Here is a 23,743-nt window from a genome sequence, read left to right on the forward strand (position 1 = left end):
GGTGGGGACTGCTTTTTCTACTTATTATTAAGAATGGATGTCGGGAAGCTTGATTCCTGCTTGTCGGCTTATTAATCTAATGGTACATTGAAGAAAAGGTGTCGGAGGAATTAGGTGAAAATGAAAAGTCCGCAATGGCTAGAATGGATAAAAGTGCTACTGATCGCTCTCGTCTTGGCCACGTTCATTCGAGTGTTCTTATTTACTAGTTACGAAGTTCAAGGTGAATCGATGATGCCTAATGTATATGACGGGGAACGGTTTATCGTCAATAAATTTGGTTATGGATGGAAAGAGCCCGAACGCTTCGACTTAATCGTGTTTCATGCTACGGAAGATGACGATTATATTAAGCGAGTGATCGGGTTGCCCGGTGATATAGTTTATTACTTTGATGATGTTCTTTATATTAATAACGAACCGGTCAGAGAGCCATTTTTACAAAAAGACATTGAAGAATATGCGTGGGGAAATTATACGACAGACTTTGCAATTCCTGAACCAATTCCAGCAGGTCATGTTTTTGTAATGGGCGATAATCGACCGAATAGCCTAGATAGTCGAAGGCTTGGACCTATTTCTAATGAACAAATTGTTGGAAAAGTAGATTTACGCTTTTGGCCTTTAAAAGAAGCAGGGCTAGTTAGATAATTTTATCATTTTAGATCGTAAAGCTTGAGACTAGTAAAGTCTTGAAGCTTTTTTTCTTTGTTCTTATAAATATTTAGTATTTTAATTGAACTTAGTGTTTTAAATGGGCAAGGTCTGTTCTTTAGCTCATGGGAAAGGGGAAAATTTGTTCATTTCTTTGCTTGTCCTCTTTCAAAAATAGCGGATTTGTCAGAATTTATTAGCAACTCTCTTCCCTGTTTGCATAGGATAAAGTAAGCCATTTTTATTTCAGGCTGATTTACATCGCGACTCGAGACCATCATATGCAACGAAGCTGCAATTTGTGAAAGAGAATTTATGAAATTTTTGAATAAGCGGGATGATTAGAAAAAAGGGAGGGGAATCACATGACGAACAACAATCAACGTCAATTTGTCGTGTCACAAGAAAACTGGTCTCTTCATCGAAAAGGGTATCAAGACCAGCGACGTCACCAAGAAAAAGTACAAGAAGCTATTAAGAAAAATTTGCCAGATCTTGTTAGCGAAGAGAATATTGTCATGTCGAATGGTCGAGATGTGATTCGGATTCCGATCCGTTCTCTAGATGAATACAAAATTCGCTATAACTATGATAAGAATAAACATGTTGGTCAAGGACAGGGTGATAGTAAGGTCGGAGATGTGGTTGCAAGAGATCCAAATGCTAAAAAACAACAGCAAGGACCTGGGAAAGGTCAGGGAGCAGGAGATCAAGCTGGAGAAGATTATTCTGAAGCGGAAGTATCCATTTTGGAATTGCAGGAAATGCTGTTTCAGGAACTAGAGTTACCGAACTTGCAAAAGAAGGAAGAAGACGAAATCGTCATTGAGGACATTGACTTTAACGATATTCGTAAAAAAGGGTTAATGGGTAATATTGATAAACGCCGCACCATTCTTTCAGCCATTAAAAGAAATGCCCTTGAAGGAAGGCCGGGGCTAATTCCTATCTACAATGATGATCTTCGTTTTAAGACGTGGAATGAGGTAACAAAACCAGAATCAAAAGCGGTTGTTATAGCGATGATGGATACAAGTGGCTCTATGGGCAGATGGGAAAAGTATATGGCTCGAAGCTTCTTCTTTTGGATGACTCGCTTCTTAAGAACAAAATATGAAACGGTTGATATTGAATTCATCGCTCATCATACGGAAGCAAAAGTAGTATCAGAAGAAGACTTTTTCTCAAAAGGAGAAAGTGGAGGTACAATTTGTTCTTCTGCTTACCGTAAGGCACTTGAAGTCATTGATGGTAAATATGATCCAAAACGTTATAACATCTATCCGTTTCATTTCTCGGATGGAGATAACCTTACTTCAGATAACGCTCGTTGCTTAAAGCTTGTTGAGCAATTGATGGATGTATCGAGTATGTTTGGATATGGTGAAGTTAATCAATACAGTCGTCATTCGACACTAATGAGTGCTTATAAGAACATTGATGATATTCGTTTTCGTCATTACATCTTAAAGGAAAAAGGCGATGTGTATCATGCGATGAAGACCTTCTTTAAAAAGGAAGAGAATGAAGCGTTGGCTTAAACGATATGAACCAAATGAGGGTAGATCATTTTTATGGATCTACTCTTTATTTTCATGTAAGTTGTGTCGATATAAAAAAGGATTGACTTACTTCAAAGAAAATCGTCATACAGAGAGACGATAAACGTTCCTACTATGAGACAGGATTCATGTTTTTTTAAGAAAAGCTAACTAATGATAGATCTTAAGATGACCAAGAAAAGATGGGAGAATTAAAATATTGTCAAAAAGATACAATCGTAACGAAGCCTTTAGGTATGAATTTGGTAAACCGCTAGAATGTTCGTTATCGTTCTTTGCGAAGTCCGAGGATGGGGAAAAGAAAGGTGGACCTTATGTTGGTGACTTAATCAATATGAGTCCTAAAGGCTTACAGGTATCAATTGGTACGAATGACCTAGAAAAAGAGAAAATAACAAACATTGAAATTACGTTTACAATAGCAGAGACACCTTTGACTTTAAAGGGGGAGATTGTCTGGAGACGCAATTATCTTAGTGGATATTTATATGGTATCCATTTATTAGATGAAGGTATGGAAAAAACGATTATTGAAGAATTAAAAAGGTATACGAAAAACCTAAAATCAGTGTAAGTACATACCTAATAAAAAGATCTACTTTTTTAGAAAGTAAGAGCTTCTTATAGATGTATTCAGAACATTTTAGATAATTTCATTGAAGCTAGTGATATAATAAACTTACTACGAAATTGTCGAGGTGACAAATTTTGCAATTTAACAAAAGTGAAAAAAACTCGGTCTTTTTGGCTATCGCAGGGTTGGCTCTTTTGTTTTTGATTATCTTTCAAGCTATACAAACCAATTCTTATGAATTGGACCATCACTTATTACTACATACGACACTAGAGTTAATTAGTATTGCAGTTTGTGTATCAATCTTTATTTATGGGTGGCTAACATTTCCTTATATTCAAACTCGAATCTTGCTTTTTATTGCCGTTTCTTTTTTGACAATAGCCATATTTGATGTTATTCATACATTTACTTATATGGGTATGTCTTTTTTTCTAGAGGTTAATCATCAAGTTACTACATGGTTATGGTTGATGGCCCGAGTCACCGAAGCGCTCGCTTTTGTTTTAGGCTTATATATATTGAATCATCCTAAAAAGATAAAACACAAAATAGAAAAGTATGTATGGTTAGTTGGATTTAGTCTATTTCCTCTCATTACGTCGTATTTTATCATGTCTTATGATGAGTTCCTCCCGCAATTAATTACAGCTTCAGGTACAACGATTTTGAAAAAAAGCGTAGAATATGTGATTGCTATTGTTCATTTGGGTGCAATCGCTTACCTTTGGAGAAAGTACAAAAGGAAAAGAAGTATCTTTTTGTTGAATTTAATGCGTGCCTGTTTCTTTTTGATTTTATGTGGAGTGACAGTGACGCTGTATCAGACTGGACAAGACTTAACTATTGTATTAGGACATGTTTTTAAGGTAGTTGGATATTTTTTCATACTGAAAGCTTTTTATAATGCAAATATTCAAGCACCGTTTGAAGATAAAAAAATGACTGAAGAAAAACTATCAAACATTGAAAGTGAGCTAGAGTTGCTTTTTAAAAATACGGATGATGCCATCTTTATTTATAATCTAAAGGATAAAAAGCTTATGCGAAGAAATCCTGCATTTACAAAAATGTTTGGGTATGATGAAGATCTACCTTTAAGTACGGAATGTTTGGTACCAGAAAGTCGTAAAGGAGAATTTGAGGTTCTCATTAGTAAATTGGCTAATGGGCAACCAATTATCGATTACAAAACGCAACGGCAACATAGGGATCGAACGTTGTTAGACGTTAGTATGACGGTTTCACCAATGAAAATGCAAAACGGTGAAATCTTTTGTGCTTCAATTATACGTAATATTACAGAAGAAAGAAAAGCCGAATTACAACTTTTAGAAATAAGAAGAGAGCTAGAAGAAACGTTGGAACAGCATCAAGGAGTCATCTTTAAATTTAAGAAAATAGATGATGTTTTCATCTATACGTTAATTGATGGGAAAGTCCTTCGTGAATCTGGTATCATACCTGAAGAGGTGATCGGTCAACCGGTTCAAAACCTATATGTCAATTCGGATATAGAAAGATTTGATAGGTACAACGAAAGAGCCTGGAACGGAGAAGAAGTGGAGTTTCAAATGGAAGTAGTAGAAGGGCTCATTTATTTAGTTTCATTAATTCCAATCAAACGAGATGGGGAAGTCCATGAGGTACTTGGCACCGTTATTGATATTACGACATTAATCAAAACAGAAGAACTGCTGCGCAAGACTGAGAAACTTTCTGTTGTAGGGGAACTCGCTGCTGGCTTTGCTCACGAGATTAGAAACCCATTAACGACAATCAAAGGTTTTCTACAATTATTAAAAAAGGAAACGAATGAAAAGCATGTAGCATATATGTCGATTATGTTAAATGAAATCGATCGATTGGAAATGATAACAAATGAATTTATGGCGGTAGCAAAGCCCCAAGTTGCCAATCATCAAATGGAGGATTTACAATTACTCACAGAAAGTGTTAATCAATTCCTTAATCCGCAAGCTTTATTAAAAAATGTAGAAATGGAGATGGTCGTCAAGCAAGACATCCCTTATGTTTACTGTGACCGTAATCAATTGAGACAAGTTTTTATCAATATTTATAAAAATGCTATGGAAGCCATGCCAAACGGTGGAACGATTACAACAGTGATGTCGGTAGAGGGTGAGTGTGTATCGATCAGTATTACTGATGAGGGATCTGGTATTCCAGAGAGCTTAATACCTCGCCTAGGTGAACCATTTTATACCCTAAAGGAAAAGGGGACTGGTTTAGGATTAATGGTAAGTCGAAAAATTATTGAATCACACCAAGGGTCACTTATAATAAAAAGTAAGGTTAACGTAGGTACAACAATGACGATTAATCTGCCAGTTGATAAACAACAGTAGTGGAGGTCTATTATGATTCGTTTTGGTATAATCGGAACAAACTGGATTACAGAGAGTTTTCTTGATGCAGCTAAGAAACTAAGTGACTTTGAATTAGTCGCAGTATATTCGCGAACGGAAAATCGTGCGCAAGAGTTCGCTGATCAACATCAGGCTTCAGTAATCTATACGGATTTAGAAGAGATGGCAAGAAGTAAAGAGATAGATGCGGTTTACATCGCCAGTCCTAATTCTCTACACGCAGACCAAGCAATGCTTATGATGAACCATGGTAAACATGTTCTTTGTGAAAAACCATTTGCTTCAAATACGAAAGAAGTGGAAGCCATGATTGCTTGTGCTAAGGAGAATCATGTTCTGTTAATGGAGGCATTAAAGACCACCTTTCTTCCTAATTTTAAGACGATCGAGAAACATCTACACAAAATTGGAACGGTTCGTCGTTACTTTGCTAGCTATTGTCAATATTCTTCGCGCTACGATAAGTACAAAAATGGAGAAGTTTTAAATGCATTTGATCCTACCTTCTCGAATGGGTCATTAATGGATATTGGAATTTATTGTGTTTATCCATTAGTGAATTTATTCGGTGAACCGAAGCAAGTAGCAGCTAAAGGATTAAGACTGGAATCAGGCGTAGACGGTGAGGGAAGTCTCCTATTGCAGTATGATCAAATGGATGCGGTTATTATGTATTCTAAGATTACGAATTCCTATGTTCCATCTGAGATTCAAGGAGAAGACGGCTGTATTTTAATGGACCAAATGAATACGCCGAAAAAAGTAGAAATCAGATACCGTGATGGTTCTGTTGAAGATATTAGCGAACCACAGGAGGAAAATGCAATGTATTATGAAGTTGAGGAATTTATTCGTCTTCTTCAAAATAAGCAATACGAATCAAATGTAAATACGTATGAGAACTCTTTAACTACAGCTAAAATATTAGAAGAAGCTAGAAAGCAAATGAAAATTGTTTTTCCGGCTGATTTATAAAATCAACCGAACCCGTAAGAACTAATGATAGGGTGTTAATAAAGGGAATCGATTTTTTAAGAGGCCAAACAGAGGAAGAAAACAACATTAAAACCATACCATTTAGAGACGTGAATCGAATCGATTTTCGTCTCTTTTTTAGTAAGGGTATCTATGAAGAGATGGAGTTTTTACTCTTGAAAAATTTTGACGCAATCGCAGGAATTTTATATTCCAGCAATTACTGCAATCGTTTTTGGAATATATGTACAAAGTAAGTTTGATATGAATGATGGAACAAATTTATTAGCAGAAATAGGTAGTTTATTTGGTGGTTTATTTTTAATAGGGTTAGCAGAACTTATGCGATTATTATCAAAAATAAGTCTGCAGATTGAAGAAACTAGTAAAAACTAGAGGGTAAGGGACGAGGAATTAATAATCGTTACACCATCTGTTACTAGATTCATCGATCCCTCAATAATATGCTCTAATTCCCTTACATTTCCTGGCCAATTGTATTGCTTAAAGCTTGTCGAACGTGTTCATCCACCCCTGTTATATCCATTTGAAATAGGCGATTGTATTTCTTAATGAAAGAGTTTACTAGTAACGGAATATCCTCTTTTCGATCTCGAAGGGGAGGGATGAAGAGTGAAACCACACTCAACCTGTAATAGAGATCGAGATCCTTTCGAAGGTGATCAGGAATGGCCCTCCTTTGTTCCTGTTTCATCTACGATTAAAACGAAAGAGGATGTCCTTGTCGCCCGTCTAGCGTTCTCAATTACTTCCTTGAGAGATGAACCACTTCCAATGATATGTTGAAAAGTGTACCTAGTTCATCCACTTTTCAACATATTTTCCTTTAAGCGCTCGTATTTTGTAATATCACTTGCAAGTTCAACTGCACCTATACGGGTCCCTTTAGAAAGAATGGGAATAGCGCAAAACGAACATTTTTTGAATCAAAAAATATTGGCACAAATCTTGCAAATAAGTAATTGTAAACTTAAAAAGATAAAGGAGTCGATTATAATGACAGTACCTTATAAGCATGAACCATTTACAGATTTTACAATTGAGGAAAATACTCGTGAATTTGAGGCGGCCTTGAAGCAAGTTAAAGGAGAATTAGGAAAAGACTATGATTTAGTTATTGGAAGTGAAAAAATCTCCACAGAAGATAAAATCGTATCTGTTAATCCTTCAAATATTTCAGAAGTAGTAGGTACTGTATCAAAAGCCAATCAAGAATTAGCAGAAAAAGCGATGCAAGTAGCAGTTGAGACGTTTAAAACTTGGAAGAAATGGGATCCTGAAGTTCGCGCGGATATCTTATTTAAGGCAGCTGCGATCGTTCGTCGCAGAAAGCATGAATTCTCGGCTTACCTTGTCTATGAAGCTGGTAAACCGTGGAATGAGGCGGACGCAGACACAGCAGAGGCAATTGATTTCTTAGAGTACTATGCACGTCAAATGATTGAATTAAAAAAAGGATATCCAATTGAAAGCCGTCCAATTGAGAAAAATAGACTTCAATATATTCCTCTTGGTGTTGGAGTCGTTATTTCACCATGGAACTTTGCTTTTGCCATTATGGCAGGGATGACTTCAGCAGCTTTAGTATCGGGCAATACGGTCTTGCTAAAGCCAGCAAGTACCACACCTGTTATTGCAGCTAAATTCATTGAAGTATTAGAAGAAGCAGGATTACCTGCAGGAGTTGTTAGCTTTATTCCGGGAAGCGGAAGTGAAGTGGGAGACTATTTAGTAGATCATCCTCAAACTCGTTTTATTAGTTTTACAGGTTCAAGAGATGTTGGGGTTCGTATTTATGAGCGAGCGGCAAAAGTACATGAGGGGCAGATCTGGTTAAAGCGTGTTGTCGCAGAGATGGGAGGCAAAGATACCATCGTTGTAGATAATCAAGCAGATCTTGATTTGGCAGCTGAATCTATTGTTAAGTCAGCATTTGGGTTTTCAGGGCAAAAATGTTCGGCTTGTTCACGCGCCGTTATCCATGAAGATGTATATGATGAAGTATTAGCAAAAGCAATCGAACTAACAAAGGACTTAACAGTAGGAAATCCTGAAGAAAGAACATATATGGGACCTGTTAATGATCAAGCTGCTTTTGACAAAGTAATGAGCTACATTGAAATTGGTAAAGAAGAAGGTACGTTAGTTTCAGGTGGAAATGGGGATAACTCAACAGGGTACTTTATTGAGCCAACTATTATTGCAGGAGTAGATGAGAACGCAAGAGTGATGAAAGAAGAGATTTTTGGTCCATTTGTAGCCTTCTGTAAAGCGAAAGATTTTGATCATGCTTTAGAGATTGCTAATAACACGGATTATGGATTAACAGGTGCTGTTATTTCAAATAATCGTGAGCATATCGAAAAAGCGAAAGAAGATTTTCATGTCGGTAACTTATACTTTAACCGTGGATGTACGGGTGCGATTGTTGGTTATCATCCATTTGGAGGATTCAATATGTCAGGAACCGATTCAAAAGCGGGCGGACCAGACTACCTTCTTCTGTTTACTCAAGCGAAATTATTAACTGAGCAACTATAATGCTTAAGGGAGGAGATTGTAATGGTTGAAAAGTTTTCCAAAAATTTCTTTCTCTATTTATCAAAAAATAAAGTGTTAAACAAAGGTGCAAAAAAGTGGGGATTAAAACTCGGAGCGGCCCAAGTGGTCGCTGGAGTCTCAATTGATAGCGTTATGAAGACGGTTAAACATCTAAATGATAAGGGGCTTGTATGTACAGTCGACCATTTAGGTGAGTTTGTGTTAAATAAAGAAGAGGCGGTAGAATCTACGCAAGTTTGCATAGATACGCTTGAAGCGATCTCGGCAACCGGAGTAAACTGTAATTTATCTTTGAAATTAACACAGCTAGGTCTCGATATTGATCGTCAACTCTGTATAGACAATATGCATCGAATCCTAGAAGTTGCCAAAAAAACAAACAATTTCGTTCGGATTGATATGGAAGACTACGCGCACTACCACGTAACCCTAGAAATTTTAGATGAATTACAAAAAAAATATGACAATGTTGGAACCGTAATGCAGGCGTATCTTTATTGCGCGTCGAAAGACCTGGAGAATTTAAAGGGAAGGTCATTGCGTTTAGTAAAAGGAGCTTATAAGGAGTCTACAGACGTATCATTTCAATCAAAAGAAGAAATTGATAAAAACTATCTAGCTATTATTAAACAACATTTGTTAAATGGTAGTTACACAGCCATTGCAAGTCACGACCATGAGATCATTGAAAATGTAAAGAGGTTTTGTGCGGAGAAACAAATACCTAAAACCCAGTTTGAATTTCAGATGCTCTATGGTTTTCGTACGGAGTTGCAAGAAAAAATTGCAGCCGAAGGGTATACGATGCGGGTGTATGTCCCCTTTGGAAAAGATTGGTATGGTTACTTTATGAGAAGGTTGGCTGAGAGGCCTCAAAATGTTTCATTTGCTTTGAAAGGGTTGTTCTCAAAGAAATGAGATGAAGGAGTCGTAACGTTAATGTTACGACTTTTTTAACTGTTAATTTTACAAATAGAAAAATATTTTTGCGAATTGCCAAAAAAACAATAAATGAAATCTTTTAATCATGTAAAATTAGATAGAATAGGAGTTTACCTCAGATGGCACAAGTTTTGCATTAGAATTAATGTATTTCATTTTTGAAAGGGGTTACATTTTATGAACGAAGAAAAAAAAGTTTCAATCGTAGGAGTTCCGATGGATTTGGGACAAATTCGCCGAGGCGTTGACATGGGACCAAGTGCATTGAGATATGCAGGATTAATCGAAGAAATTAAAAGCTTGGGGTTTGATGTACAAGATTATGGGGATATTCATATTCATCGTTCTACTACAGGTACAGATCAAGAACAAAATTTGAAGAACTTGCAAGAGGTGATCAAAACGAGTGAGGAGTTGTGCCTGGAGTTAGATGAAATTATTTCAAAAGGTGGTTTTCCTCTTGTGCTAGGCGGTGATCACAGTATTAGCATCGGATCAATTGCGGGAATTAGTAAACATTATAAAGAGTTAGGTGTAATCTGGTATGATGCTCATGCAGATCTAAACACGGCAGAAACATCGCCATCTGGAAATATTCACGGAATGCCTTTGGCCACAAATATTGGTCTTGGACACCCTTACCTTTTAAATATCGGTGGCTACTCACCGAAAATTAAACCGGAAAACATAGTGATTGTTGGGGCTAGATCGATAGATGAGGGTGAAAAAGCTTTAATTAGTGAAATGGGGATTAAAGTATTTACTATGCATGAAATTGATCGTAAAGGCATGACAGCGGTCATGGAAGAAACGATCGCTTATTTAAAAGAGAGAACGGATGGGGTGCATTTAAGTCTCGATCTTGATGCAATTGACCCAGTCGATGCCCCTGGGGTTGGAACTCCAGTGCTCGGAGGGGTAACCTATCGCGAGAGTCATTTAGCGATGGAAATGCTAGCGGAAGCCGAGATCATTACATCGGCAGAATTTGTTGAAATCAATCCCATTTTAGATAACAAAAACCAAACAGCAGATGTGGCAACAGAATTAGTTTCTTCACTACTGGGAAAAAAGTTGATCTAAGTGTATAATAAAATTTTTGCAGGATAAAGGAGGTTTTAGTTTGGCCGTAGAGGATAGAAAAAAAGTGAAAGAACCTATACAAGACAAAACAGAAGCAGCAGATTATTTGCGATTTATTTTACCATCAATGCTTGGAATCTTTTTATTTATGGTTCCTTTAAGCATAGATGGCAAAATTACGATTCCTATAGCCTTTGTTGCAAACCAGTTGGAGGGTTTATTAATTGGTGTATTACCGGCTCTTATGACGGTGCTTCTACTCATAGTAGCTTTGTTAAGTGCTTGGATGACGATTATGAAGCCGCAATCCTTGGCAGAGAATGCATTTATGAGAAGTCTCTTTGAGGTTCATCCGGCTTGGTTAATTGTTCGTATAGTGGGTTTTATCTTTGCAGCAATGACTCTTTTGGAAATGGGCCCTGTGTGGATTTGGTCAGAATATACAGGTGGTTTGCTTTTATATGAATTAATCCCATTGTTGTTTTCAATTTTCTTATTTGCAGGTTTGTTTTTACCTTTGCTGCTAAACTTTGGCTTGTTGGAGTTGTTTGGCGTGATGCTAAACAAGATTATGAGACCAATCTTTACCTTGCCAGGAAGATCTTCGATTGATTGTTTGGCCTCTTGGATGGGGGATGGAACGATTGGCGTTCTGTTGACGAACAAGCAATATGAGCAAGGCTATTACACAAAACGTGAAGCAGCTGTCATTGGTACGACCTTTTCAGTAGTCTCCATTACATTTAGCATTGTCATATTAACCTATTTAGAGTTAGAGCATTTATTTGTTCCGTATTATGTAACGATTGTGTTAGCGGGATTTGTAGCGGCTGTGATTTGTCCGCGAATTCCGCCATTATCCCGAAAACCTAATACGTATTTGGTTGCCAATAAGCAGATCGAAGATACGGAGACAAGTGGATTAAGCTTATTTCAATTAGGAATGAAAAAAGCTTTGCAACGAGCGAATTCAGATAACGGATTTGGTCGTACCGCTAAAGACGGATTTAAAAATGTATTTGATATGTGGTTTGGTGTCATTCCTGTCGTAATGGCTTTAGGGACGATCGCTCTTGTGACAGCAGAGCACACACCAGTATTTGAGATCCTAGGAGCACCTTTTGTACCATTATTATCAATCATGCAAGTACCGGAAGCGGCTCAAGCCGCTCAAACAATGGTTGTCGGTTTTGCTGATATGTTTTTACCCGCCGTCATCGGAAGTGGAATTGAAAGTGAATTTACAAAGTTTGTTATCGCTTGTGTTTCGGTAACGCAACTGATTTACATGTCAGAGGTCGGTGGACTATTACTAGCATCTAAGTTACCAGTATCTTTCTTCGATTTGGTCATTATCTTTCTAGAGCGGACTCTGATTACATTACCGATTATCGTGTTAATGGCTCATTTAATCTTATGAGGTTAGTGTATATGAAAAGGAGATCAAACGCAGTTCAACTCGCGTTTGACCTCCTTTTTTTGTGTTCATATATTTAAAATGGAGTTGTAAAATTAATGTTTTTTCAATAGAAACGTAACTTTTTAATGGGAAACAGAGGGTTCTAGTAGTTCATTTTTTAAAGACTAGTATTTTAAAGAAACCCACGATATATTCCCTATTTACGCATATGAATAACCTAGTTTCATACATATGCACCATCCACTCTTGTATGACATAATCCTCCGAGCGCCAGTCCTATAAAAGACTAGAGGAAGTTCATTTACTTAACTGATATATTTAAACGTTTCATGCGATACTGAAGTGTTTGTCTACTTAGTCCAAGCTCGGCTGCTGTATTGGTAATATGAAATTTATGACGTTCTAGTGCTTTGTTAATGTAGAGCTCTTCGGCTTCTAAGAGGTAATCCTTGAGATTACGAAGAGTTTGCGACTCTTTCTCCCATTCAGCTGGTGATATACCTACAATAGTTTGAGGTGCTTCGACAGCTGTCGCTTTTGTTTTGTTTCTAAAGTGAAAAGGTAGATGATTGATTTCGATGAGATCTTCATCAATCATTAAATTCATCGCACCTTCAATTACATGCTCAAGCTCCCTTACGTTTCCTGGCCAGTCATATTGCTTAAAAAGCTGCCATACATCTTGATGTATACCTTTAACATCCATTTGAAACAAATGGTTATATTTTCTGATGAAGAAATCGACTAAGTCCAAAATATCGTCTTTTCTCTCACGTAAAGCAGGAATAAACAATGAAACAACGCTCAAACGATAATACAAATCTTTTCTTAAACGATCATTCGCAATGGCTTCTATAGGATCTTCATTAATCGTAGAGAGGATTCTTACATTTACTTTGCGGTCGATCGTATCACCTATACGTCTTATCGATTTTTCTTGTATCGCTCGTAGTAGCTTTGCTTGTAACATTGGGCTAAGAGAATTAATTTCATCGAGTAATAAAGTACCACCTTCTGCTTGCTCAAATAAACCAGGTCGCTCAGAAGCACCGGTAAAGGCCCCCTTTTTTGTACCGAATAAAAGGCTTTCTATTAAAGTGTCTGGCATCGCAGCACAGTTTTGCGAAATGAAAGGAGCTTGTGATCGGTCACTGCCGTTATGAATACTTTGAGCAAATAATTCTTTACCCGTACCTGTTTCTCCCACAATCATGACAGAGGATGGGGTTCTAGTCGCTCTTTTTGTGTTTTCAATGACTTCGGTTATTGCCGAGCTACTTCCAATTATGCTGTCGAATGTATACCTGGTATTTCCTTTCTTCTCCATATTTTCTCGTATAAGCCGTTCCAGCTTTGTCACATCTTTTGCGATCTCAATGGCTCCAATTACCTTCTTGTTATCATAAATAGGGAAGGTATTATTGATGGTCGTAATTTCTTTGCCTTTGTTGTTGAAATAGGTTTGCTTTACATTTTTTGTTTCTCTCTTTTTTTGGAGAGCGTCTAGCAAGGTGCTTCCTTGGCCGTCTTCAAACTGAAAGACATCAAGCAAGTCTTTGCTTAATACATCTTCTTGAGTTAAAGATTCAATGGCCATCATTTTTTCATTATAAATGACGGTTTTTCCTTTCTCATCAATGGCATGAATACCCACATCTATTTCATCAAGAGCTGTTTCATAAATCTTAATTACTTTATGAAGAGTTTCGTCTTTCATGATTTGTAAACCTCCTCTTTTCATCTTTATCTTACGTCTACTCGAGGCTTTACGCAAAGAAAATTTTCTATTCATGTATAAAAAGCAAAAAAAATTTTCCTTTTCTTAGATTAGAAGCCATCCACGTTATGGAAATTCTCTCTTTATATGGCACAGAACTTGCATAGTATAAAGTAATGAATAAATAGCTAGTTAATAAGGGAGGAAACAACCATGACTAATACAAAGACCATTATTGAAAAAACTGAGAAATTTGGAGCAAAGAACTATCATCCACTTCCAATTGTCATTTCAGAAGCAAAGGGAGCATGGGTGAAGGACCCTGAAGGCAACCGTTACCTAGACATGCTGAGCGCTTATTCGGCTGTAAATCAAGGGCACTGCCATCCTAAAATTGTGGAAGCTTTAAAAAATCAAGCAGAAAAAATAACTTTAACCTCTAGAGCGTTTCATAACGATCAATTAGGACTCTTTTATGAAAAAGTATCTGCCTTAACAGGTAAAGATATGATTTTGCCAATGAATACAGGGGCTGAGGCGGTTGAGACAGCGGTAAAAGCTGCGAGAAGATGGGCTTATGACATAAAAGGAGTGGCCGACAACCAAGCTGAGATCATTGTTTGTGAGGATAATTTTCACGGACGGACAATGACTGCTGTTTCCTTATCTTCAAACGATGAGTACAAAAGAGGATTTGGTCCAATGTTGCCTGGAATTAAGATCATTCCATATGGTGATTTGGAAGCATTAAAGCAGGCTATTAATCCCAGAACAGCAGCCTTTTTACTTGAGCCGATTCAAGGGGAAGCGGGCATTATCATTCCTCCAACTGGATTCTTAAAAGCTGCTTACGATTTGTGTAAGCAAGAAAATGTCTTGTTTATTGCTGATGAGATTCAAGCAGGTTTAGGTCGATCAGGAAAATTATTTGCATGTGATTGGGAAGAGGTAAAGCCAGATATGTATATTTTAGGGAAAGCCTTAGGTGGCGGTGTATTTCCAATCTCAGTTGTTGCGGCAAATCAAGATGTTTTGGGAGTGTTTGAACCTGGTTCTCACGGCTCGACATTTGGCGGAAATCCACTAGCTTGTGCGGTTTCCATTGCAGCACTTGAAGTTATTGATGAAGAGAATCTAGTGGAACGTTCGCTTGAGTTAGGCAATTATTTGTTTGAAAAGTTGTGCGGAATTACTAATCCGCTTATCAAAGAGGTAAGAGGTAAAGGTTTGTTTATCGGAGTTGAACTTAAAGAACCAGCAAGAAAATACTGTGAACAGTTAAAAGAAGAAGGTTTGTTATGTAAAGAAACGCATGAAAATGTTATTCGTTTTGCACCACCTCTTGTTATTAAGAAGGAAGACCTTGACTGGGCTATCGAAAAAATTTATAAGGTACTCCAAGCGTAAGGCTAAGATGGTTTCAAATAAAAAATGGAGGGGGAAGGAAAAGGGGGTAAATAAACGCTTTTATTTCGATTATTTGCAGTTGGGTAGTAAACGCTTTCCTCGGTTACTTGATTAATGCTCGTCGTTCATGTACGATTTCTTTATCTAAATAAATAAGTAGGGGAAAAACATGGGCGCAGAGACATACAGATTAGCAGAATCAATTGGCTATAAAATAACGAATACAGCTAAATTAGTGACAAGCCGACTTAATCAAAACTTTAAAAATCATGACTTACCTGTCACGCATGAACAATGGTCCATCATGATTAGATTGTGGGAGGAAGACGGATTAACGCAAAATAAATTGGCTGCGATGACTAATAGAGATTCGCCAAGCATCTCTAGACTGATCAATAATATGATAAAAAGAGATCTCGTAACACGAATTGTTCATCCTGTTGACAAAAGGACGAATTTGATTTTTTTGACTGCTACAGGTAAGAAATTACAAGAAGCGATGATCGAACAAGCACAATTGACGGTTGATCAAATATCCACTGGAATTTCAAAAGAAGAGATGGCCACATTTTTAAAAGTCTTAGAAAAAATTGACCGTAATTTAACAGATTAATAGGACGCTCCTTTTCATAAATGAGAATGGAGTGTTTTTTTATTTTTAAAATTAGGTCAGGTAAAAAGTGCTGTATTTATTTGTTTAGACAACTATGAAGTTAATAAATGATAAATATGTTTTAGTTTTGTGCTGTTTTAATAATAGATCAATAAAATGATTTAGTTGTTTAAACAATTAATTGGATATTTAATATTGACAATCATTATCGGTTAGCTTTAGAATGACAATAGAACGATAATCATTATCAATGTTATTCGTTTTCTTTTTTTGATCGTAATTGATTATGATTATCATTTGCGGGGGTAAGGAGGCTTAGGCTAAGAGAAGGAATATGATTCGGTCTCATTGGAATAAATTTTTTAAGTAGAAAGAGCAGGACCTTTTATGCGCAAAAGCTATTTAGTCATTATATTAGTTGTTTTATCCATTACTTCTTTGTTTATAGGGGTTAGAGATTTATCCCCATTAGATATTTTCCGATTGACTGAAGATCAAATTAAAACACTATGGATTGTACGATTTCCGAGATTAGTGAGTATTATTATCGCTGGTGTAGGGATGAGTGTTTGTGGATTGATTATGCAACAGTTAACAAGAAATCGATTTGTTTCACCAACAACAGCTGGAACATTGGATTCTGCTAGGCTTGGAATCTTAGTGTCTTTAATTCTATTTACTTCTGCGAGTCCTCTTCAAAAAATGGCGGTTGCCTTTGCGTTTGCTTTAGCGGGGACGTTCATCTTTATGAAAATATTAGAACGTATTAAATTTAAAGATACGATTTTCATCCCTCTTGTAGGATTAATGTTTGGAAATATTGTAAGTTCCATTACAACGTTTTTTGCTTACAGATATGATTTAATTCAAAACATGTCTGCTTGGTTACAGGGGAACTTCGCTTCAATAGTAAAAGGGAGCTATGAACTTCTATACATAAGTATTCCGGTGTTAATTATTGCTTATATTTTTGCTAACCGATTTACAGTAGCTGGAATGGGAGAAGAGTTTTCCGTTAACCTAGGTTTAAATTACAAACAAGTGGTGAATATCGGATTGGTTATTGTTGCGTTAATCACGTCAGTCGTTGTTCTAACAGTAGGAATGATTCCATTTTTAGGTCTTATAATTCCCAATATAGTAACCATCTATAAAGGTGATAACCTTAGAGAAAATTTGCCATATACAGCATTACTCGGGGCGATATTTGTTCTGTTCTGTGACATATTAGGACGTTTACTAATCTTTCCATATGAGATTGCGATTGGTCTCACCGTTGGAGTTATTGGTAGCGCGATATTTCTTTATTTATTGTTAAGGAGAAAGACTTATGGGCTATAAAGGAAAATTAGTTACTTTACTTATAATAGCAATAGGGCTCATCATTCTCTATTTAACGATAGGTGCAAATGGCAACTGGGAATATGTGTTGCCAAGGAGAGGCTACAAAATAGCAGCCATTGTTTTAACGGGTGCTGCAATCGCATTTTCAACGATGGTGTTTCAAACCATTACGAATAACCGGATTTTAACTCCAAGTATTATTGGATTAGACTCGCTATACATGTTGATACAGACATTCATTATCTTTACATTCGGTTCTTTAAGTATTGTGATGGTGAATAAACACTTAAATTTTGCTGTTTCAGTCGTTTTAATGATTGTTTTTGCAGGGCTGTTTTATAAAATACTCTTTAAAAAAGAAGGAAATAATATTTATTTTCTACTACTAGTGGGACTCATTTTTGGTACTTTGTTTGGTAGTTTAACTACATTTATGCAAGTGTTAATTGATCCAAATGAATTCTTAATGGTCCAAAATCGAATGTTTGCTAGCTTTAACAATGTGAACACCGATATACTAGGTTTCGCCTTTATCATGATCATTCTATTAACCATATATTTCTACCGTTATGTTAAATTCTTAGATATTTTGTCTCTTGGAAGAGATCATGCGGTGAATTTAGGTATTGACTATGATCATGTTATAAAAAGATTATTAATTATTGTTGCCATTCTCGTTTCTATTGCAACAGCATTGGTAGGTCCGATTACTTTCTTAGGCTTACTTGTCGCAAACGTTGCCCATGAGTTTATGAAAACACACCAACATAAATATTTAATAACGGGCTCAATTTTGATAAGTATCATTGCTCTTGTTGGGGGACAGCTAATTGTTGAAAGAATCTTTACGTTTTCCACGCCGCTAAGTGTCATAATCAACTTTACCGGTGGTGTTTACTTCCTATATCTATTATTAAAGGAGACTAAAAAATGGTAGAAGTTATTAACGTTTCAAAACAATATGCTTCAAAGAGTGTTGTTGAAAATGTCTCTGTTAGCATTAGAAAAGGTAAAATTACATCATTTATAGGTCCAAATGGAGCTGGAAAAAGTACACTACTTTCCATCGTTAGTCGTTTAATTGCGAAAGACAGTGGGGAAGTAAAGATTGATGATATTGATATTAGTAAAACGAAAAGTAATGTGTTAGCTAAAAAAATCTCCATTTTAAAGCAGTCTAATCATTTAGCTATTCGTCTTACAATTCGAGACCTTGTCTCGTTTGGACGATTTCCTTATTCACAAGGAAATTTAACAAAGGAAGATATTAAACATGTGGATGAAGCCATTCGATACATGGACCTTGAGGATATGCAAGATAAGTTCTTAGATCAGCTTAGTGGTGGTCAGAGACAACGAGCTCATATTGCAATGGTCATTGCTCAAGACACTGAGTATATTCTACTCGATGAGCCACTAAATAATTTAGATATGAAACACTCTGTTCAAATTATGAAGGTCTTGCGAAAAATGGTAGATGAATTAGGGAAGACGATTGTCATTGTTTTACATGATATTAACTTTGCTTCCTGTTATTCGGACTTCATAGTGGCATTAAAAGATGGAAAGATTGTGAAGGAAGGTCCTGCTCAAGAGATCATTGATAATGCTGTCTTAAGAGAAATTTATGATATGGATATTCCGATTAACTGTGTTGGTGACAAAAAGATTTGTGTTTATTTTGCGTAAATTTAACTTTGGTTAGTTAATGAAATTGATCGTTACGTTTCGAGTTCCTAAGGCCTAGGTTTAAGCAATTGCACCTCGCTACCAAGACTATCAATCTCTTTGATTATATATAGAGTTTGTTCTGTTTGGAACAAACTCTAGCAGTGAGAGAAACCACTGTATTTTTTTAATTAAGTATGAGAATTATTCTCATGAGAAAACGCAGTAGGGGAGTCATTGCATGTTTTAAATAAAATATAAAAATTAGGAGTGAGTAGAGGATGAAAAAGTCTTTAATGTTACTTTCCGTTACCATGTTATTAGCGGTGTTTGCCGTAGCTTGCGGTTCAAGCACAGAAACAGAAGGAGCAGCAGAGCCTGCTGAAGAAACGGTAGAGGCGCCAGAAGAAACAACGGAAGAAGAAGCTCCAGCAGAAGAAACAGAAATAACGGTTACTCATCAATTAGGAGAAACAGTTGTACCTAAAAATCCAGAAAAAGTTGTTGTCTTTGACTTTGGCGTTCTTGATACATTGGATAAATTAGGTGTAGACGCTGTAACAGCTGTACCGACAGAGAGTGTTCCAGAATATCTTGCTAAGTACCAAGGGGAAGAATATGAAAATGCAGGGACATTATTTGAGCCAGACTTTGAGAAAATTTACGATCTTCAACCAGACTTAATTATTATTTCTGGAAGAGCACAAGAAGCATATGATGATTTATCTGATATTGCACCAACTTTATTTGTTCAAGTTGATGCAGCCAATTATATGGAATCCGTTACGAGTAATGTTCAACTATTAGCTGAGATTTTTGGCAAAGAAGATGTGGCTGAGCAGGAATTAGCTAACATTCAAACATCAATCACTGAACTGCAAGAAAAAGCAGTAGCAAGTGAAGCAACTGGCTTAATTATCCTAGCGAATGATGGATCTATTAGTGCTTATGGTCCTGGTTCAAGATTTGGTTTGCTTCATAATGAATTTGGAGTAGCTGCGATTGATGAGAATATTGAAGTTTCTAGCCATGGTCAAAATATTTCATTTGAATATATTGCAGAACAAGATCCTGAATATCTATTTGTTGTTGATAGAGGTGCTATTGTTGGTGGGGAATCTTCTGGACAACAAACAGTAGAGAATGAAGTAGTGAAAACGACTCAAGCTTTTCAAAATGGAAAGATTGTTTATTTAGATCCAGTCTACTGGTATATTACTAGCGGCGGATTAACTTCTACAGCTGGTATGATTGCAGAAGTGGATGCAGCTATTGAATAATAGGTTTAAAAAGGAACAGCAACAGAAAAATCTGTTGCTGTTCCTTTTTTACCAAATTTTAGATGTAGATCTCTTTATCTAGATATTTGTTTTCGACGTATTTTAGGTAGACGTAAATAAGTCCCTGCTCTCCAAAACCACTCAAACGGTCCGATATAAAAACGGCTTAACCACCACTTGCTTGCAAAAATTTGAAGGGCAAAGAAGACAAAACACAGAAGCAATCCAGCAAAAATACCAATACGACCGAAAAGGTTAAAGCCATACCCATAAAATAAAGTAGTAAACACAATCGATTGTAATAAATAATTCGTTAAAGAAAGCCTTCCTACATACGTGAGTGGATAAAGGAGTCTATTCGTATTTTTTGAGGAAGCCATTAGCGCTATACTTGAGGCATAAAACATCGCGACAAGAGGTCCGCCGACCGTTGTATGAAGCATCTCATATGTGTAACGATCGTTAAAAATATATATGATTTTGCTTGGAAAGCCTATTAGTAGTGTAATCCACCAAACTCGAATAAGTAGTGGACGAGACTCGATCGGGTGTACAAGCCATTTTTTTCGATGAACAAAAGCACCTAGTAAAAACATACCTAGTACGCTAATCATGACTGATACTTGTAGAATCACCTCACCCATAAAACCGATACCAAGTGGATCATTGAATAATCGGAAGTGTACCACGTCGGTGTAACTTTTTAGGCTAAGTGCCTCTTTTTCTTCTATTGAATACTGTAAGAATTGTGCATCATAGATGGTAGAATCCTCTTCAGGTGTAGCAATGGAAAGAGCCATCATAAATAATAAGACGAGCGACCAGTTGAGAAGTCCTCTTTCACTTAATTTTAAGAAGAAAAATAGGACAAACGCAGTAAGGGCATAGGTAAATAGAATGTCTCCATCCCAAATGAAAATTCCATGAATGAAACCGACTACGAGTAAAATAAAAGTTCGCCGCCAGTATAGCTTATTAAATGAAAGCTGTTGTTGTTCAAGACGTTCCTTTAAGAAGGCCATTCCATAGCCGAAAAGGAAAGAGAATAAGGTGTAAAAGCTAGAAGCCGCAAAAACTTGAACGAAGATCTCAGCCGCTCTATCTAGTGGACCAAGAGGATAGAACTGGTGTATGTCAGGAATTAAAAGCAATCCAAATTGAAAGTGTAGGCTGTTTGCCATTAAAATACCGAGAAGGGCAAAACCTCTCATCATGTCTAATGAAGCGATTCGGTCTTTATCCTGTAAAGGTGCAGATCGGTTATTCATAATTTCCCCCTTATTTAAAATTGTAAGATATAACCAGTAAAGAGGCAACTAAAATTTAGTCCCTTGTTTTTGAATTGTGAGAAAACTTCTTGTACACTGATATAAAAGGAGGAGTATGATATGGAAACAAGTCCAGTGATTGATTTAATAAATAGTCATCGTTCAATTCGTAAGTTTTCAAGCAAGGAACTTACGAACACACAAGTGAAAACGATTGTTGAAGCAGGCAGGTGGGCTCCTACCTCACATCATGTTCAAGCTTACAGCATTATTGTTGTAGAGGATAAAGAAACCAAGCAACAGCTTGCGAAGTTAGCTGGTAATCAGACTTATGTAGAAACATGCCCTGTGTTTTTTGTTATTTGTGCTGATTACTATCGCTTGAAACAAGCAAGCGACCAACATTCACAACCATTTGAAATAGGCGAGCAAGAACAAGTCATTGTAGGAGCCGTTGATGCAGCGCTTGTGGCTCAAAATATGCTTCTAGCTGGACGCTCATTGGGGATGGGGGGAGTTATGATAGGTGGGATTAGAAATGATCCAGACTCTGTTTCATCGCTTTTAGAACTACCAGAATTTACTTTCCCAGTTATGGGCCTTTGTCTAGGTTATCCATCACAAAATCCTGACCAAAAACCTCGATTACCTCATGAAGCTGTCGTTCATTATGAGAAGTATGATCCAACGAAAATAGGCAGAGCGATGACAGAATACGATCAATTGATGCAACAATATTATCAGGACCGAACACAGGGAAAAAGGTCGGACGCTTGGTCTGAACAAATGGCTTCATTTCTTTCTAGACCAAAGCGACCACAAGTCGGTAGCTTTATAAAGAAGCAAGGGTTCTTAAAGTGAAAAACAAGCTTGACAGAAGGATTTACTTCAACTAAGCTTTGAAAATAATAGTGCTAAGATTACTTGATTTTTGATCGCTCTTTTATGAATTAGCACAAAATGTTTAATCTATTATAAATGGAAATATCTGAATTTAGCCAAATTTTAAACGAGTCCATTTTCAGTGTTCCTGGAAATGGCTCTTTTGATGAATAGAAAAGGTGGCAACAAGATGAAAGCATTCCCACAGTCTGATGCATTACAACGATTACCAGAGCAATTTTTTTCGAAACTTGTTAAAAAGGTCATGAAAGTGAAAGAGCAGCATAAGGATGTCATCAACTTAGGGCAAGGTAATCCAGATCAACCAACCCCGAAACCAATTGTTGAAACATTACAAAACTCAGCAGACAATCCACTTTATCACAAGTATCCACCTTTTGAGGGCTACTCTTTTTTAAAAAAGGCCGTGGCCAATTACTATCAAAAACAATATGGAGTAGAAATTGATCCAATTCATGAAGTAGCGGTTCTTGCGGGGACCAAAACTGGTCTTGTCGAGATTAGCCAATGTCTATTAAATGAGGATGATGTAGCGTTAGTTCCAGATCCAGGTTACCCTGATTATTGGTCTGGTATAGCTTTAGCGGGAGCTAAAATACATGGGATGCCCCTTCGAGCGGAGAAAGATTTTCACCCGGATTTTACAGAAATTGATGATCGGGTTTGGGACGCGGCAAAGCTTATGTTTTTAAATTACCCTAACAATCCTACTGGGGCGGTAGCAACACCTGAACTATTTAAAGAAACGATCGAATTAGCAAATGAACACGATGTTTGTGTTGTCCATGATTTTGCCTATGGAGCGATTGGTTTTGATGGAGAGAAACCTCTTAGTTTTCTTCAAATTCCAGGGGCTAAAGAAGTGGGAGTAGAAATGCTTACCCTATCTAAGACGTATAACATGGCTGGCTGGAGAGTAGGATTTGTTGTTGGAAACCCTAGTGTTGTAAAAGCCATTGAACTCATCCAAGATCATTATTATTGCAGTGTTTTTGGTGGAATTCAAGAAGCGGCTGCTTACGCTCTAGAGTCCGATCAGTCGAGCGTTACCCAACTTGTAGAGATGTATGCAAAACGAAGAGAAGCTCTTGTCACAGCAGCGAAAAACATTGGGTGGAACGTTCAAGCTCCAAAAGGATCGTTTTTTGCATGGTTTCCTGTTCCGGAAGGGTATACATCAGAGAGCTTCGCTGATCTCCTATTAGAGAAAGCAAGAGTCGTCGTCGCTCCAGGAGTCGGTTTTGGGGAATATGGAGAAGGATACGTTCGTATCGGTCTATTAAGTGAGGAAAGTGTATTGGAAGAAGCGATGAAGAGAATAGGTGAGCTCCAAATTTTTTAATCGGTTTTTCCTAGTGAA

21 protein-coding genes and 1 pseudogene are annotated in these 23,743 nt (G+C 36.9%); 19 read left to right on the top strand and 3 right to left on the bottom strand.

Annotated features, from left to right (window positions below; translation table 11 throughout):
- The first annotated feature begins 120 nt into the window (after positions 1-120).
- From lepB to PQ474_RS12415, 6 genes are all read left to right on the top strand, one after another.
- Entirely contained in the window at positions 121-651 is a 531-nt protein-coding gene (gene lepB / locus PQ474_RS12390) for a signal peptidase I (protein WP_273844041.1), read from the top strand.
- Positions 652-1,019: 368 nt separating this feature from the next.
- Complete coding sequence (gene yhbH / locus PQ474_RS12395; RefSeq protein WP_273843629.1) at positions 1,020-2,195, top strand: sporulation protein YhbH; 1,176 nt, start codon at positions 1,020-1,022, stop codon at positions 2,193-2,195.
- Positions 2,196-2,415: 220 nt separating this feature from the next.
- Entirely contained in the window at positions 2,416-2,790 is a 375-nt protein-coding gene (locus PQ474_RS12400; RefSeq protein ID WP_273843630.1) for a PilZ domain-containing protein, read from the top strand.
- 134 nt (positions 2,791-2,924) lie between these two features.
- A complete protein-coding gene (locus PQ474_RS12405) occupies positions 2,925-5,159 on the top strand; it encodes an MASE3 domain-containing protein (RefSeq protein ID WP_273843632.1) in 2,235 nt (744 codons plus the stop codon).
- Between the two features lie 12 nt (positions 5,160-5,171).
- The gene (locus tag PQ474_RS12410) at positions 5,172-6,155 is read left to right on the top strand and encodes a Gfo/Idh/MocA family protein (RefSeq protein ID WP_273843633.1); all 984 of its coding nucleotides are present in this window, start codon (positions 5,172-5,174) and stop codon (positions 6,153-6,155) included.
- A 264-nt stretch (positions 6,156-6,419) separates the two neighbouring features.
- A complete protein-coding gene (locus tag PQ474_RS12415; protein ID WP_273843636.1) occupies positions 6,420-6,551 on the top strand; it encodes a hypothetical protein in 132 nt (43 codons plus the stop codon).
- Between the two features lie 35 nt (positions 6,552-6,586).
- Here PQ474_RS12415 and PQ474_RS26605 read toward each other — a convergent pair.
- Positions 6,587-6,837, bottom strand: a pseudogene (locus PQ474_RS26605) (AAA-type ATPase lid domain-containing protein); the annotation flags it as partial.
- On the opposite strand from PQ474_RS26605, the gene PQ474_RS26610 reads away from it, so the two are divergent.
- The 5 genes from PQ474_RS26610 to PQ474_RS12440 all read left to right on the top strand — a co-directional run bounded on the left by PQ474_RS26610 (position 6,789) and on the right by PQ474_RS12440 (position 12,183).
- A complete protein-coding gene (locus PQ474_RS26610) occupies positions 6,789-6,962 on the top strand; it encodes a hypothetical protein (protein WP_390187514.1) in 174 nt (57 codons plus the stop codon). The pseudogene PQ474_RS26605 and the gene PQ474_RS26610 overlap by 49 nt on opposite strands.
- A 210-nt stretch (positions 6,963-7,172) precedes the next feature.
- On the top strand, positions 7,173-8,717 hold the full coding sequence (pruA, locus tag PQ474_RS12425; protein WP_273843639.1) for an L-glutamate gamma-semialdehyde dehydrogenase: 1,545 nt from the start codon (positions 7,173-7,175) through the stop codon (positions 8,715-8,717).
- Between the two features lie 21 nt (positions 8,718-8,738).
- Positions 8,739-9,656 (top strand): proline dehydrogenase, encoded by a 918-nt coding sequence (locus PQ474_RS12430; protein ID WP_273843661.1) that lies wholly within the window; start codon positions 8,739-8,741, stop codon positions 9,654-9,656.
- A gap of 201 nt (positions 9,657-9,857) precedes the next feature.
- Positions 9,858-10,763 carry an arginase gene (gene rocF, locus PQ474_RS12435; protein WP_273843663.1) on the top strand — a complete coding sequence of 302 codons (906 nt, stop codon included), beginning with the start codon at positions 9,858-9,860 and terminating at the stop codon, positions 10,761-10,763.
- A 127-nt stretch (positions 10,764-10,890) separates the two neighbouring features.
- Positions 10,891-12,183 (top strand): YjiH family protein, encoded by a 1,293-nt coding sequence (locus tag PQ474_RS12440; protein WP_273844043.1) that lies wholly within the window; start codon positions 10,891-10,893, stop codon positions 12,181-12,183.
- A gap of 301 nt (positions 12,184-12,484) precedes the next feature.
- Here PQ474_RS12440 and PQ474_RS12445 read toward each other — a convergent pair whose 3' ends face one another.
- Positions 12,485-13,900, bottom strand: coding sequence for a sigma-54 interaction domain-containing protein (locus PQ474_RS12445; protein ID WP_273843665.1), 1,416 nt, complete (start codon positions 13,898-13,900; stop codon positions 12,485-12,487).
- Positions 13,901-14,113: 213 nt separating this feature from the next.
- Here PQ474_RS12445 and PQ474_RS12450 point away from each other — a divergent pair, with 213 nt between their 5' ends.
- The 6 genes from PQ474_RS12450 to PQ474_RS12475 all read left to right on the top strand — a co-directional run bounded on the left by PQ474_RS12450 (position 14,114) and on the right by PQ474_RS12475 (position 20,212).
- Positions 14,114-15,307, top strand: a complete 1,194-nt coding sequence (locus PQ474_RS12450) for an ornithine--oxo-acid transaminase (RefSeq protein ID WP_273843667.1) — start codon at positions 14,114-14,116, stop codon at positions 15,305-15,307.
- A gap of 169 nt (positions 15,308-15,476) precedes the next feature.
- Positions 15,477-15,920, top strand: coding sequence for a MarR family winged helix-turn-helix transcriptional regulator (locus PQ474_RS12455; protein WP_273843669.1), 444 nt, complete (start codon positions 15,477-15,479; stop codon positions 15,918-15,920).
- Positions 15,921-16,307: 387 nt separating this feature from the next.
- A complete protein-coding gene (locus PQ474_RS12460; protein ID WP_273843671.1) occupies positions 16,308-17,261 on the top strand; it encodes an ABC transporter permease in 954 nt (317 codons plus the stop codon).
- Complete coding sequence (locus PQ474_RS12465) at positions 17,251-18,201, top strand: iron chelate uptake ABC transporter family permease subunit (RefSeq protein WP_273843673.1); 951 nt, start codon at positions 17,251-17,253, stop codon at positions 18,199-18,201. The genes PQ474_RS12460 and PQ474_RS12465 overlap by 11 nt, the downstream gene beginning before the upstream one ends.
- Positions 18,195-18,953: an iron ABC transporter ATP-binding protein gene (locus PQ474_RS12470; protein ID WP_273843675.1), complete on the top strand. Its 759-nt coding sequence runs from the start codon at positions 18,195-18,197 to the stop codon at positions 18,951-18,953. The genes PQ474_RS12465 and PQ474_RS12470 overlap by 7 nt, the downstream gene beginning before the upstream one ends.
- A 260-nt stretch (positions 18,954-19,213) precedes the next feature.
- Entirely contained in the window at positions 19,214-20,212 is a 999-nt protein-coding gene (locus tag PQ474_RS12475; protein WP_273843677.1) for a siderophore ABC transporter substrate-binding protein, read from the top strand.
- Positions 20,213-20,286: 74 nt separating this feature from the next.
- Here PQ474_RS12475 and PQ474_RS12480 read toward each other — a convergent pair whose 3' ends face one another.
- Positions 20,287-21,480 carry a DUF418 domain-containing protein gene (locus PQ474_RS12480; RefSeq protein ID WP_273843679.1) on the bottom strand — a complete coding sequence of 398 codons (1,194 nt, stop codon included), beginning with the start codon at positions 21,478-21,480 and terminating at the stop codon, positions 20,287-20,289.
- A 120-nt stretch (positions 21,481-21,600) separates the two neighbouring features.
- Here PQ474_RS12480 and nfsA point away from each other — a divergent pair, with 120 nt between their 5' ends.
- Both nfsA and PQ474_RS12490 read left to right on the top strand, forming a co-directional pair.
- Positions 21,601-22,341 carry an oxygen-insensitive NADPH nitroreductase gene (gene nfsA / locus PQ474_RS12485; protein ID WP_273843682.1) on the top strand — a complete coding sequence of 247 codons (741 nt, stop codon included), beginning with the start codon at positions 21,601-21,603 and terminating at the stop codon, positions 22,339-22,341.
- Between the two features lie 211 nt (positions 22,342-22,552).
- Positions 22,553-23,725 (top strand): pyridoxal phosphate-dependent aminotransferase, encoded by a 1,173-nt coding sequence (locus PQ474_RS12490; RefSeq protein WP_273843685.1) that lies wholly within the window; start codon positions 22,553-22,555, stop codon positions 23,723-23,725.
- Positions 23,726-23,743: the final 18 nt, after the last annotated feature.

The organism is Halalkalibacter alkalisediminis (assembly GCF_028610705.1).
GTDB lineage: Bacteria > Bacillota > Bacilli > Bacillales > Bacillaceae_D > Halalkalibacter > Halalkalibacter alkalisediminis.